The following is a 12,313-nucleotide window of genomic DNA, read 5'->3' on the forward strand; positions in this document are numbered from 1 at the left end:
TGCCGTGGATGCCGATGTGCCGCATTGTCGCGGGCGGGTGCTGCGCGGACGCTGACATGTTCCGGGCAACGCCGTCAGCCGCATGCGTACGCCGCGGCAGGGCGGCGCCGGCGCGATGGACGGCCGAAACGAGCGGCGGACGGCGGACGAAGACGTTACAGCTCGGCCGCCGCCGCGATAAGCGTCGCTTCGAGCGCGAGCGTCGAGCGCGACGCGGCCGCCGGCCGGTCGATCACGTATTCCAGCTCGCCGAGTTCGGGCAGCCCCGCGTCGAGCCGCGCGAGCCCGGCCGGAATCACGTAGCCGGCGAACGCGCTAACGCCCAGGCCCGCGCTCGCGGCCGCGCGCAGCACGGCGATGCTGCTGCTCACGACCGCGATCCGATACGGCCGGCCGATCGCCTCGAGCGATTCGAGCACGCGGCGCCGCGACACGCTCGGCTCCGGATGCAACGCGAGCGGCAGCACGGCCTCGTGGCCGGTGATCCGCGAATCGGGGCCGGTGCACCAGTACAACGGCTCGCTGCGGATCACGCGCCCGCGGCGGCTGCCGGCCACACGCTTCGCGAACACGAGGTCGTGCCGGCCGTCGTCGAGCGCATCGAACAGGTCGCCCGACAACCCGGTCGAGATCGCGAGTTCGACGTCCGGATTGCGCTGCACGAAGCTCGCGAGCGCCGCTGTCAGATGGGCGGACGCGAAATCCTCCGACATCGCGAGCCGCACCTTGCCCGACAGCGGCGGCCCGCACACCGACGTGACCGCTTCGTCCATCAGTTCGAGGATCCGCACCGCGTAGCGGAACAGTGCATCGCCGTGCTGCGACAGGTGCACGTTGCGCGTGTCACGCTCGAACAGCGGCCGGTCCAGCAGTTCCTCGAGACGGCGGATGTGCTGACTGACGGTCGACTGCGACAGGCTCACACGCTCCGACGCGGCGGTGAAACTGCCGGACTGGGCGACGGCGACGAAGCTGCGCAGCAACTCGGGCGGTAACGGACGCATTGCTAAATCCACTGAATCGGTTTCGACAACTTCATAAATGGCCGGATTTTGCGGCGCTAGTATCGGATCACGCGCCGGTGCGGCCCCTGCGAACGGGCTGCACCGGACGCGCCGCCCGTGTCGCGCCGCCGGCTGCATCGATCAGTCTAAGCCATCCGGCGTCCGGCCCGAAACCGCATCATCCCATCGACCCCGAGAACGCGCTCGCACGACGAGCCGCCGGGTCGCGGCGCACCGCCGCAGGAGACAGACAGTCCGCCCGGGATCGGCGCGCGGACCCGGCTCCCGCACGCGTCAGGCGCCCGTCAGAAGAGACTGGAGACGACTCATGATCATCTACGGAACCGCGCTGCTGGCGTTCTGCCATCTGGCCGGACTGTTTCTCGGCGATCTGCTCGGCGTCGCAATCGGCGTGAAGACCAACGTCGGCGGCGTCGGCATCGCGATGCTGCTGCTCATCTGTCTGCGCCTGTGGTTGCATCGCCGCGGCTGGCTGCCGAAGGAAACCGAGGCGGGCGTCGGTTTCTGGGGCGCGATGTACATCCCCGTGGTCGTCGCGATGGCAGCGAACCAGAACGTCGTCGCCGCGCTGAAGGGCGGTCCGGTCGCGCTGCTCGCCGCGCTCGGCGCCGTCGCGATCTGCGCGTGCTGCATCGCGGTACTCGCGCGCACGGGGCGCGACGACACGGCCTTCGCGGGCGTGCCGACATTCGAAGAACAGTGACGGAGGCCGCCATGCTGCAGATGCTCGAAAAAACCGTCGCCCACAACGGGCTCGTCGCGTCGTTCGCGCTGGTCGGCCTCATCATGTGGCTGTCGTCGATCGCGTCGCGCAAGCTCACGTTCGGCCGCGTGCACGGCTCCGCGATCGCGATCGTGATCGGCCTCGTGCTCGCATACGTCGGCGGCGCGTTCACCGGTGGCGAGAAGGGTTTGGCCGACGTCAAGCTGTTCGCCGGCATCGGCCTGATGGGCGGCGCGATGCTGCGCGATTTCGCGATCGTCGCGACCGCGTTCGAAGTGCAGCCGGCCGAGGCGCGCAAGGCCGGCCTCGTCGGCGTCGTGTCGCTGCTGCTCGGCACCGTGCTGCCGTTCATCGTCGGCGCATCCGTCGCGCGCGCGTTCGGCTATACCGATGCGGTCAGCATGACGACCATCGGCGCGGGCGCCGTCACCTACATCGTCGGGCCCGTCACGGGCGCGGCGATCGGTGCGAGTTCCGACGTGATCGCGCTCAGCATCGCGACCGGACTCGTGAAGGCGATCATCGTGATGGTCGGCACGCCCGTCGCGGCCAGCTTCATGGGCCTGAAGACGCCGCGCTCCGCGATGATCTTCGGCGGCCTTGCCGGCACCGTGAGCGGCGTGAGCGCCGGGCTCGCCGCGACCGACCGGCGGCTCGTGCCGTACGGCGCGCTGGTCGCGACGTTTCATACCGGCGTCGGCTGCCTGCTCGGGCCGTCGCTGCTGTTCTTCACGACGCGCGCGCTCGTCGGCGCATAGCGAACGCATACGATCCGGGGGCGCCGCCCGAACCGCCGGGCCCGCGGCCGCGGCGGCGCGCATCCATCGCGGCGTCCTCTGAGTCGCATTCGTCAACATCATCAATCGGCGGCGGCGCCAGGCTTAGAATGCCGCTGAACCACCGAAGCGGGAGAACTGTTCATGACCGGATGGAATCACGCGCGGCACGCGCGCGATGCACGCATCGCGGCCGCCGCTCCCTTCGCGCGCGGCAAGCGGGTCGATGCGCGCGACACCGTCGCGTTGCTCGAAGCGGTGCTGCGCCCCGGCGATCGCGTGTGCCTCGAAGGCGACAACCAGAAGCAGGCAGATTTGCTCGCGACCGCGCTTGCCGACGTCGACAGCGCGAAGGTCCATGACCTGCACATGGTGCAGTCGGGCGTCGTGCTGCCCGAGCATCTCGACGTGTTCGAGCGCGGGATCGCAAAGCGGCTCGACTTCGCGTATTCGGGCCCGCAGTCGCAGCGGATCGCGAAGCTGCTGTTCGGCGGCAAGATCGCGCTCGGCGCGGTGCACACGTATCTCGAACTGTTCGCACGCTACTTCATCGATCTCACGCCGCACGTCGCGCTGATCGCAGCAGTGAGCGCGGACGCCGACGGCAACCTGTACACCGGCCCGAACACCGAAGACACGCCGACCGTCGTCGAGGCCACCGCGTTCAAGGACGGCATCGTGATCGCGCAGGTCGACCGCATCGTCGACAAGGTGCCGCGCGTCGACATTCCGGGCGACCGCGTGCATTTCGTCGTCGAGGCCGGCCGGCCGTTCTACGTCGAGCCGCTGTTCACGCGCGATCCGGCCGCCATCACCGAGACGCAGATCCTGACCGCGATGCTTGCGATCAAGGGCATCTACGAACCGTACGGAATCAAGCGCCTGAACCACGGCATCGGCTTCAACACGGCCGCGATCGAGCTGCTGTTGCCGACCTACGGCGCGAAGCTCGGGCTGAAGGGCAAGGTATGCACGCACTGGGCGCTCAACCCGCATCCGACGCTGATTCCTGCAATCGAGTCCGGGTGGGTCGAGCAGATCCATTGCTTCGGCTCCGAAGTCGGGATGGACGACTACATCCGTGCGCGTTCCGACGTCTGGTTCACCGGCCCCGACGGGTCGCTGCGCTCGAACCGCGCGTTCTGCCAGACGGCCGGACTCTATGCGTGCGACATGTTCATCGGCTCGACGCTGCAGATCGACCTGGCCGGCCATTCGTCAACGGTTACCGCCGAGCGGATCGCCGGCTTCGGCGGCGCGCCGAACATGGGCAGCGACGCGCGCGGCCGCCGCCATCCGAGCGAACCGTGGCTGAAGGCGGGCGCCGAGGCCGACCCCGACACGCCGGCGGCGCTCAGGCGCGGCCGCAAGCTGGTCGTGCAGATCGGCGAGACGTTCGGCGACAAGAACGTGCCGATGTTCGTCGAGAAGCTCGACGCGCTGAAGCTCGCCGACAAGCTGCAGCTCGATCTCGCGCCGATCATGGTGTACGGCGACGACGTCACGCACATCGTTACCGAGGAGGGGATCGCGAACCTGCTGATGTGCCGCGACAAGGATGAACGCGAACACGCGATCCGCGGCGTGGCCGGCTATACGGAGATCGGTCGCGGCCGCGACCGCAAGATGGTCGAGCGGCTGCGCGAGCGCGGCGTGATCCGCCGCCCGGAGGATCTCGGCATCGATCCGCTCGACGCCGATCGCCGCTGGCTCGCCGCGCGCTCGATCAAGGATCTCGTGCACTGGTCGGGCGGCCTCTATGCGCCGCCGGCGCGGTTCCGCAACTGGTGAGGAAGAGGGCATGGAACAGTTGAACTATCGCTTCACCGCGCGCGGACGCGCGAAGGGCGAACTGGCCGCCGCGCTCGTCGGCGTGGTCGCATCCGGCAATCTCGAGGTGCTCGTCGAGCGCGTGCTGCCGGGCAATGAATGCGAGATCGACATCCGCACCGCGGCGGTCGGTTTCGGCGCGGTATGGCAGGCCGTCGTGTCGGACTTCGTCGAACGTCGCACACCGGGCGGCCTGAAGCTGTCGATCAACGACGGCGGCGCGCGGCCCGACATGGTGTCGTTGCGGCTCGCGCAGGCAGTACGCGCGATCGAGGGGGGCGCATGACGAACGAAGTCATTCACGACGCGCCCGCGTTCGTCGCGAACGGCGCGAGCTGGTATGAAGCGTCGGCGCGCCAGCGCGTCGACGGGCTGCTCGACGCGGGCAGCTTCACGGAATTTCTGGGGCCGGCCGAACGCGTGACGAGCCCGCACCTGCCGCTGTTCGACCTGCCGCAACAGTTCGACGACGGGATGGTGGTTGGTCGCGGCCGGCTTGACGGCAAGCCGGTGTTCGTTGCCGCGCAGGAAGGCCGCTTCATGGGCGGCGCGTTCGGCGAAGTGCACGGCGCGAAGCTCACCGGGCTGTTGCGTGCCGCGCGCGATCTCGGCACGCCGGTGCTGATCCTGTTCGATACGGGCGGCGTGCGGCTGCAGGAAGCGAATGCAGGCGAGCTCGCGATCGCCGAGATCATGCGGGCGCTCGTCGAAGCGCGTGCGGCCGGCGTGCCGGTGATCGGGCTGATCGGCGGGCGTGCCGGCTGCTACGGCGGCGGCGGGCTGCTCGCCGCGTGCTGTTCGGCGCTCGCGGTGTCGGAGCAGGGGCGCATCAGCGTGTCGGGGCCGGAGGTGATCGAGACCAATCGCGGCGTCGACGAGTTCGATGCGAAGGACCGCGCGCTGATCTGGCGCACGATGGGCGGCAAGCACCGCCGGCTGATCGGCGCGGCGGACCGTTACGTCGCCGACACGCCCGACGCGTTTCGCGCGGCCGCGCTCGAACTGCTCGGTCGCGCGCCGAAGTTCGATGCGGCGATGCTGCGCGCGGAGCAGATGCGTCTCGAAGCACGCGTCGAACGGTTCGGCGAATGCAACGATGCACTCGACGTGTGGCGCGCACTCGGCGCGGACCGGCCCGAAGCGATCCCCGGCATGCCGGACGACGCATTCACGACGCTCGCCGACCAGCTACAGGAGCCGCAGCATGACGCTCGATGAACTACTGACCTCGCTGTTCCCGCACGGCCATTCGATCGCGCGAACCGGCGGCCTGCTGGCCGGCCACCCGGAACTGGCCGGCACGCGCGTCGACGTGATCGGCGTCGCCGACCGTCTCCCATTCGGCATCGACGAAGCGCTGACGCTCGCGTCGCACGTGCTCGACACGATCGAGCGCGGCGGCGGTACGCCGGTTCTCGTGCTCGTCGACAGCGACAGCCAGCGGATGAGCAAACGCGACGAACTGCTCGGCCTGAACGAAGGCTTGTCGCATCTCGCGAAATGCCTGATGCACGCGGAGCTTGTCGGGCACCGTACGATCGGCGTGCTGTACGGCCATACGGCAGCCGGTGCGTTCATCGCGACCGCGCTCGCGACGCGCACGTTGCTCGCGGTGCCGGGCGCCGAGCCGGAGGTGATGGACCTGCCGTCGATGTCGCGCGTGACGAAGCTGCCGATCGACGTGCTGAAGGAAATGGCGCGCTCGACGCCGGTGTTCGCGCCGGGGCTCGACAATCTCGTGAAGATGGGCGCCGTCGACGCCGTGCTCGATCCGGCACGCGCGCTCGATACGCAGGTGGCCGAATGGCTCGGCCAGCCGGCCGATCGCAACGATGGCCGCGCCGCGCGCGGCCGGCCGGTCGCGGCGGACGTCGCGCGGCGCGTCGAGGCGCTTGCGCGTGCCGCACGCTGACATACCGCTGCGCCGCCACACGCTCGTCACGCTGACGGCGGCGGGGTGGGGCGCGGCTTGCGCGCGCGATCCCGCGCTGGCGGCCGATCCGTTCGTGCAGGCGTGGGCCGCGCATGGCTGGCCGCTGATCGTGCGCCGCGCATCGCCCGACGAAGCCGACGCGCAGCGCGTGCCGCTCGGCTTGCCGCTGCCGCCATCGGCGGGCAAGCGGCGCGTTGCGCTGAACGTGGCTGCCGACGCGCTTGCGTCGGTTCGTCCGCTGCCTGCACCGGCCGACGTGCTTGCCGCCGCGCCCAACGCATGGCATCCGACGCTGCGCGATCTGGATGCGCTCGGCACGCGCTGCGGTGTGCAGGGCCGCGTGTTCGGCAGCCTTGCGTGGCAGGCGCTGACGGGCGAGCGCTATCTGAGCGACGCTTCCGACCTCGACATCGTGTTTCCGCTGCCGGACGCCGCATCCGTCGCCGCGCTGCTCGACGGGCTGGCCGCGCTCGACGCGCGCGCGCCGATGCGCATCGACGGCGAACTGCTGCGCGTCGACGGCGCGGGCGCGAACTGGCGCGAGCTGCATGTGCGGGTGCCGGAGATCGCGGTGAAGACGGCTAGCGCCGTCGAACTGATGTCTGCCGACGCCTTTACCGGAGGCGCACGATGAGCGCATCGGCCGCCTGCCGCGCGTCGGCGCCGCGAACCGCGCCATCCGATGCCGAGCGCATCGCCGAACTGGCCGAGCGCAGTCTCGTGCTCGAAATCGATACGTATCCGAAGCCGGGGCTCGTGAGTCACGTCGATACCGGCAGCCATGCTGACATGGACGCCGCGACGTTCATGCGCAGCGCGGCCGTGTTGCGGCCGTACTTCGCAGAACTCGCCGCCGCCGGCGCGCGCGATGCCGACATGGCCGTGCTGCGCAAGATCGGCCTGCGCGCGGAACACGCGATGCTTGCGGCGACCGGCGGCGTCAACACGCATCGCGGCGCGATATTCGGGCTTGGCTTGCTGTGTGCGGCGGCCGGCCGCCGCATGGCGCCGGGCGCGATCGCGGCGATCCGGTCGATGACGCTCGGCGAACTCGTCTCGCGGCGCTGGGGCGCCGACATCCTCGGCGGCCCGCGGCTGCCGGACAGCCACGGCGAACGGGCGAGCCGCCGCTACGGTGTCGGCGGCGCGCGGCGCGAGGCGGCCGACGGGTTTACGACCGTGTACCGCGTCGGCTTGCCGGCGCTGCGTCGCGCACGGCGCTGCGTGCCGAACGATGCGCACGCGGCGCGGGTGGATGCGTGCTTCGCGCTGATCGCCGCGCTCGACGATACGAATCTGCTGCACCGCGGCGGTCGGACGGGGCTCGACTTTGCACGCGCGACCGCCCGCGCCTTCGTCGCCCGCGGCGGCATACGCGCGCCCGACTGGCGGCTGCGTGCGGCGGCTGCGCATCGTGCATTTGTCGCGCGCCGGCTGAGTCCGGGCGGTGCGGCCGATCTGCTCGCGATGAGCGTGTTCGTCGATGCGCTCGAAGCGGACGAGGAGCGCCGATGACGCTCGCGATCCTGTGTTCGGGGCAGGGCGCACAGCGCGCGGACATGTTCGGGCTGACCGGTGCGGCACCGCAGGCGGCCGCGCTGTTCGCGCATGCGGGCCGGCTCCTCGGCGACGATCCGCGCAACTGGGTGCAAACGGCGGAGCCGGACGCGCTGCATGAGAATCGCGCCGCGCAGATGCTCTGCACGCTGCAGGCGCTCGCGGCGGCCGCGCTGCTCGATGCGGTGTTGCCGCGACGTCGCTGTGTTGCCGGATACAGCGTCGGCGAAGTCGCGTCGTGGAGCGTCGCAGGGATGCTCGATCCGCACGACGCGCTCGATCTCGCCGACGCGCGGGCGCGTGCGATGGATGCCGCAAGCGGCGGTGACGAACGCATGGCGTTCGTGCGCGGATTGACGCGCGCCCGGCTCTCGCAGCTATGCGCCGGCCGCGACGCGGCGATCGCAATCGCGAATCCCGGCGACGCGTTCGTGGTTGCAGGGCGGCAGGCCGACGTTGCGGCCGTGGCGGACGACGCGGCCCGCGACGGCGCATCGCGCGTCGCTCCCGTGTGCGTGCGGATCGCGTCGCACACGCGCCGGCTCGCGTCGGCCGTATCGGCGTTTCGTGCGTCGCTGGCTGCCGTGACCGTGCGCCGGCCGCTGCCTGGTGCGCGTCTGTTTTCCGGGATCGACGGCGCGTCGGTGCTCGATGTCGACGCGGGGCTCGACAAGCTGGCGCGGCAGATCGCGGAGCCGGTCGAATGGGCCGCGTGTCTCGCCGCCTGTGTGGAGGCCGGCGCGACCGCGTTTCTCGAACTCGGCCCGGGCCGCGCGCTTGCCGAGATGGCCGGCGGCGCGTATCCCGCGTTGCCGGCGCGCAGCGTCGCGGATTTCCGCTCGCTCGACGGTATCGCGAACTGGCTCGAGCGCGTCGAGGGCTGACCCACGTGGCCGCACACGGCCGCAACGCGGCGCTGTAAAGGGCGGGAAAGCCGGCTCTAAAGCGCACGCAAGCGGCCGCGAAATCGTGTCACGAACGCGGTCGCCGGGCCGCCGTTCCGCGCCGGGTGTTGCGCCGGCGCAGCACCGTTTCGGCAGGCGCTTGCCACGCGAGTTGGCATCGCTACAATTGCGCCCGCCATGAGACCAGCCGCCTTCTTTCTCGCCGCGTTCAGCTACGCGACGACTGCCCACGCAAGCCATATTCCGTCCGATGCCGCGTCGGTCGGCGCGTACTTTTCGTACGACAATGCGGCGTCGGACGCGACGGTCGGTCTGATCGGCGGCGCGCAGCGCCGTGTGCTGCTGGCCGGCTACGACTATGTGCCGCCCGCGGTCGCCGCGGCGCTGCGTGAAGCGCGCTCGCGCGGGGTCGAAGTGCGGGTTCTGCTGGTGCGTTCGGTGCGCGCCGGCAGGTACAGCGGCGCCGGCTATCTGAAATCGGGCGGCATCGACGTCGCGATCGATTCGCGGCATGGCGAGCCGGCACCGCGCTTCGTGATCGTCGACGACAGCGTCGCGCTCAGCACGCTGTCCGACGGCACGGCCGCGCGCGCGGAGACGATGAACGTATTCGAGCGCGCGCCGGAATTGGCGCAGTCGTACACGCAATCGTTCTGGCGGCGGTACCGGCAGGCCGCCGGGCTCTGACCGACGGCTCGCGCGGACGAGCGCTACCTGTCTCGTTTCCTCGCGATCCCGATCCGCCTGCGGCTCGCGCCGGTGTGACCCCGCTTGCATCGGCGCGGCCGATGAACCATGCTCGTTGAACAGGCGCCGGCGCGCATGTCGCGCATCCGGCGTAACGCAGGGAGCCGATCGTGACCGAGTATTTTGCCGATCGCGCCGACGCGGGCCGGAAGCTGGCCGGCGCGCTGCAGGAATATGCGGGGCGGCGCGACGTCGTCGTGCTCGCGTTGCCGCGCGGCGGCGTGCCGGTTGCGTATCCGGTCGCGATCGGGCTACCCGCGCCGCTCGACGTGCTGGTCGTGCGCAAGCTCGCGATGCCGTCCGATCCCGAATTCGCGATCGGCGCGATCGCGAGCGGCGGGGCAATTCACCTGCAGCATGCGGCGATCCGCTCGATGGGCGTGACCGATGCGCAGCTCGCCGACATCGTCGCGCGTGAAACCGCCGAACTCCAGCGACGCGATGCGCTATATCGCGGCACGCGGCCGCCATTGCCGGTCGAAGGCCGGATCGCGATCGTCGTCGACGACGGCGTCGCCACCGGCGCGTCGATGCGCGTGGCGCTGCAGGCGCTGCGCGAGCGCCATCCGGCGCAGATCGTGGCCGCCGCGCCCGTCGCACCGGCTGCTGCCCGCCACGCGTTCGACGACCTGGCCGACGCGTTCGTGACCGTGTCGCAGCCGATGCCGTTCTTCGGGATCAGCCAGTTCTACGCGCGTTTCGATCAGACCGGCGACGACGAAGTCCGCGCGCTGCTCGAGGCGGCTCGCGCGCGTGGCGACGGCCTCACGTCCGCCTGACCGGACGCCGGCGCGCGCGCGGCCGCTTGGCCTCGGCTTGCGCGAACGCGCGCTGCAGCGCCGGATGGACGTCGGCGAGCCAGCGCTCGCCGGTAAACAGCCCGTAGTGGTCGCAATCGTCGATATCGATGCGGTGGCGTTCGCGGGCCGTGAGCCCGCCGCACATATCGAGCGCCGCATGGGTCTGGCCTGCGCCGGTCACCGCATCGCGGCCGCCTTCGATCGTCAGCAGCGCGACGCCGCGCAGCGCGGCGGGGTCAACGCGCTGGCCGCCCACGCGCCACGTGCCGTTCGCCAGACACATCCGCTGGAACACGATGTCGACGGTATCCAGGAAATACTCTGCCGGCATGTCGAGCAACGCCGTGTATTCGCGCAGCGCGCGCCGCGCGTCGGCCAGCGCACTCAGGTCGAAGCGCGTTGCGGCGCGCGCGTAGTCCTCGATCAGCGCGACGAACCGCTGCGGGTACAGCAACGCGATCTCGCCTTGCTGAAGATAGGTTGGGAACACGTGCCGCCCCTGGCCGGGGAAGCCGGGCGGCACGATGTCGATCAGGTGGCGGCGGCACCACGTGAGCGAGCGCGACGCGGCGGTGGTGCCGAGCGTCGTCGGATTGACGCGCGCATCGAGCGGGCCGCCGATCAGCGTGACGCTCGCGGGCGGCGGCAGGCCGCGCGCCGCGCGCAGCGCGAGCGCACCCAGCGCCGGAACGGTTGCCTGGCACACCGCGACGACGTGCAGCGGCCGATCGGCGCGCACGAGCGCGTCGACGAAGCCGTCGAGTGTCGCCACGTACTCGTCGAGCCCGAAGCGGCCGGCCGCGAGCGGCACGTCGCGTGCGTTGATCCAGTCGGTCACGCAGACGTCGCCATCGGCGAGCAGCGCCTCGACGGTCTCCCGCATCATCACGGCTGCATGGCCAGCGAGCGGCGCGCACAACAGTACCGTGCGCCGCGCGTCGTTGCGCGCGAAGCGCCGCAACTGGCAGAACGGCGTACGTGCGACGACCTGCTCGTCTACGGCCGGTCGCCGGATCTCGAAGCGCGGCGGCCCGACAGCCGGGCCGAGCAGCGGCTCGAACAGGTCGTCGTAGCACGATGACGCGGCGTGCGGCAGCGTGGCGACAGGCCAGACGTCGAACGTGTGACGCGTCGCCGCGCGCCAGGCGCGCATCCATTCCCGCTGCTGCTCGACGACGGCGTACCACATGGCGAACCTTGGGGCGGAAGGAGCGTGAATCTGCATTATGGTCATTCCGGCTGCGGCGCGGGGTATCGGAAACGCCGCTGGCAGATGCAAGTCAACGATGCGACGCGCTAGGCGGCGACACACTGCGCTGCTACAGTCGTTGGTCCCACCATTTCGCCATACTTACTCAAGCGGAGCGTTTGCGATGAAGCTGATCGGCATGCTGGATTCCCCGTTCGTGCGCCGCGTCGCCATTTCGGCGAAGCTGCTCGACCTGCCGTTCGAGCACGAGTCGGTGTCGGTGTTCAGGCAATTCGAGCAGTTCCAGACATTCAACCCGGTCGTGAAGGCGCCGACGCTCGTGACCGACGACGGCGCGACGCTGATCGATTCGTCGCTGATCGTCGACTACCTCGACCACTGCGTCGCGCCGGAGCGGCGGCTGCTGCCCGACGCCGCCGACGCACGGCTGCGCGCGCTCGTGCCGGTCGGCTTCGCGCTGGCGGCGGCCGAGAAGACGGTGCAGGTCGTGTACGAGCACGCGTTGCGGCCGGCCGACAAGCAGCACGCGCCGTGGCTCGAGCGCGTGCTGAGCCAGCTCGATGCCGCATATGGCCAGCTCGAGCCGCTCGTTGCGGCCGCGAACGGCTGGCTCGGCGGCGCGCGGCCGCTACAGTCCGATGTGACCGTGGCCGTCGCGTGGCGCTTCACGCAGTTCATGGCAGCCGATTACCCGGCACTCGCGCGAATCGATCCGGCCCGTTATCCGGCGCTTGCCGCGCATTCCGCACGGGCGGAGGCGCTGCCGGCATTCGTGCAGACGCCGCTCGCCTGACGCGCGGATGTTT

At 70.5% G+C, this 12,313-nt stretch carries 14 protein-coding genes; 12 read left to right on the forward strand and 2 right to left on the reverse strand.

The window, feature by feature from the left end; genetic code table 11:
- Positions 1-155: 155 nt before the first annotated feature.
- On the reverse strand, positions 156-1,004 hold the full coding sequence (locus tag WK25_RS06335; RefSeq protein WP_040143877.1) for a LysR substrate-binding domain-containing protein: 849 nt from the start codon (positions 1,002-1,004) through the stop codon (positions 156-158).
- A 328-nt stretch (positions 1,005-1,332) separates the two neighbouring features.
- Between WK25_RS06335 and madL the strand changes: the two genes are divergently transcribed.
- From madL to WK25_RS06390, 11 genes are all read left to right on the forward strand, one after another.
- A complete protein-coding gene (madL, locus tag WK25_RS06340) occupies positions 1,333-1,728 on the forward strand; it encodes a malonate transporter subunit MadL (RefSeq protein WP_069241244.1) in 396 nt (131 codons plus the stop codon).
- A gap of 11 nt (positions 1,729-1,739) precedes the next feature.
- Positions 1,740-2,507, forward strand: a complete 768-nt coding sequence (madM, locus tag WK25_RS06345) for a malonate transporter subunit MadM (RefSeq protein WP_040143879.1) — start codon at positions 1,740-1,742, stop codon at positions 2,505-2,507.
- A 162-nt stretch (positions 2,508-2,669) separates the two neighbouring features.
- Entirely contained in the window at positions 2,670-4,316 is a 1,647-nt protein-coding gene (mdcA, locus tag WK25_RS06350; RefSeq protein WP_040143880.1) for a malonate decarboxylase subunit alpha, read from the forward strand.
- Between the two features lie 10 nt (positions 4,317-4,326).
- Positions 4,327-4,641 (forward strand): malonate decarboxylase acyl carrier protein, encoded by a 315-nt coding sequence (gene mdcC / locus WK25_RS06355; protein ID WP_040143881.1) that lies wholly within the window; start codon positions 4,327-4,329, stop codon positions 4,639-4,641.
- A complete protein-coding gene (locus tag WK25_RS06360) occupies positions 4,638-5,573 on the forward strand; it encodes a biotin-independent malonate decarboxylase subunit beta (protein WP_040143882.1) in 936 nt (311 codons plus the stop codon). Before mdcC ends, WK25_RS06360 begins: the two co-directional genes overlap by 4 nt.
- Positions 5,560-6,267 (forward strand): biotin-independent malonate decarboxylase subunit gamma, encoded by a 708-nt coding sequence (gene mdcE, locus WK25_RS06365; RefSeq protein ID WP_069241245.1) that lies wholly within the window; start codon positions 5,560-5,562, stop codon positions 6,265-6,267. Before WK25_RS06360 ends, mdcE begins: the two co-directional genes overlap by 14 nt.
- Positions 6,254-6,922, forward strand: a complete 669-nt coding sequence (mdcG, locus tag WK25_RS06370; RefSeq protein WP_069241941.1) for a malonate decarboxylase holo-[acyl-carrier-protein] synthase — start codon at positions 6,254-6,256, stop codon at positions 6,920-6,922. The genes mdcE and mdcG overlap by 14 nt, the downstream gene beginning before the upstream one ends.
- The gene (gene mdcB / locus WK25_RS06375; protein WP_069241246.1) at positions 6,919-7,803 is read left to right on the forward strand and encodes a triphosphoribosyl-dephospho-CoA synthase MdcB; all 885 of its coding nucleotides are present in this window, start codon (positions 6,919-6,921) and stop codon (positions 7,801-7,803) included. Before mdcG ends, mdcB begins: the two co-directional genes overlap by 4 nt.
- The gene (gene mdcH, locus WK25_RS06380; protein ID WP_069241247.1) at positions 7,800-8,729 is read left to right on the forward strand and encodes a malonate decarboxylase subunit epsilon; all 930 of its coding nucleotides are present in this window, start codon (positions 7,800-7,802) and stop codon (positions 8,727-8,729) included. The genes mdcB and mdcH overlap by 4 nt, the downstream gene beginning before the upstream one ends.
- 186 nt (positions 8,730-8,915) lie before the next feature.
- Positions 8,916-9,437 (forward strand): hypothetical protein, encoded by a 522-nt coding sequence (locus tag WK25_RS06385; protein WP_069241248.1) that lies wholly within the window; start codon positions 8,916-8,918, stop codon positions 9,435-9,437.
- Between the two features lie 170 nt (positions 9,438-9,607).
- Positions 9,608-10,276 (forward strand): phosphoribosyltransferase, encoded by a 669-nt coding sequence (locus tag WK25_RS06390; RefSeq protein ID WP_069241249.1) that lies wholly within the window; start codon positions 9,608-9,610, stop codon positions 10,274-10,276.
- Here the strand turns inward: WK25_RS06390 and phaZ are convergent.
- Entirely contained in the window at positions 10,263-11,486 is a 1,224-nt protein-coding gene (phaZ, locus tag WK25_RS06395; RefSeq protein WP_069241250.1) for a polyhydroxyalkanoate depolymerase, read from the reverse strand. The genes WK25_RS06390 and phaZ overlap by 14 nt on opposite strands.
- A 184-nt stretch (positions 11,487-11,670) precedes the next feature.
- On the opposite strand from phaZ, the gene WK25_RS06400 reads away from it, so the two are divergent.
- On the forward strand, positions 11,671-12,300 hold the full coding sequence (locus tag WK25_RS06400; RefSeq protein ID WP_069241251.1) for a glutathione S-transferase family protein: 630 nt from the start codon (positions 11,671-11,673) through the stop codon (positions 12,298-12,300).
- Positions 12,301-12,313 lie beyond the last annotated feature (13 nt).

Origin of the sequence: Burkholderia latens (assembly GCF_001718795.1) — a bacterium.
GTDB classification, from domain to species: domain Bacteria; phylum Pseudomonadota; class Gammaproteobacteria; order Burkholderiales; family Burkholderiaceae; genus Burkholderia; species Burkholderia latens_A.

Bases quoted from the DNA above. Each gene is read 5' to 3' on its own strand.
- madM (WP_040143879.1), top strand. From the start codon at position 1,740: ATGCTGCAGATGCTCGAAAAAACCGTCGCCCACAACGGGCTCGTCGCG.
- mdcA (WP_040143880.1), top strand. From the start codon at position 2,670: ATGACCGGATGGAATCACGCGCGGCACGCGCGCGATGCACGCATCGCG.
- WK25_RS06400 (WP_069241251.1), top strand. From the start codon at position 11,671: ATGAAGCTGATCGGCATGCTGGATTCCCCGTTCGTGCGCCGCGTCGCC.
- phaZ (WP_069241250.1), bottom strand. From the start codon at position 11,486: ATGTGGTACGCCGTCGTCGAGCAGCAGCGGGAATGGATGCGCGCCTGG.
- mdcH (WP_069241247.1), top strand. From the start codon at position 7,800: ATGACGCTCGCGATCCTGTGTTCGGGGCAGGGCGCACAGCGCGCGGAC.
- WK25_RS06360 (WP_040143882.1), top strand. From the start codon at position 4,638: ATGACGAACGAAGTCATTCACGACGCGCCCGCGTTCGTCGCGAACGGC.
- madL (WP_069241244.1), top strand. From the start codon at position 1,333: ATGATCATCTACGGAACCGCGCTGCTGGCGTTCTGCCATCTGGCCGGA.
- mdcC (WP_040143881.1), top strand. From the start codon at position 4,327: ATGGAACAGTTGAACTATCGCTTCACCGCGCGCGGACGCGCGAAGGGC.
- mdcB (WP_069241246.1), top strand. From the start codon at position 6,919: ATGAGCGCATCGGCCGCCTGCCGCGCGTCGGCGCCGCGAACCGCGCCA.
- mdcE (WP_069241245.1), top strand. From the start codon at position 5,560: ATGACGCTCGATGAACTACTGACCTCGCTGTTCCCGCACGGCCATTCG.
- WK25_RS06335 (WP_040143877.1), bottom strand. From the start codon at position 1,004: ATGCGTCCGTTACCGCCCGAGTTGCTGCGCAGCTTCGTCGCCGTCGCC.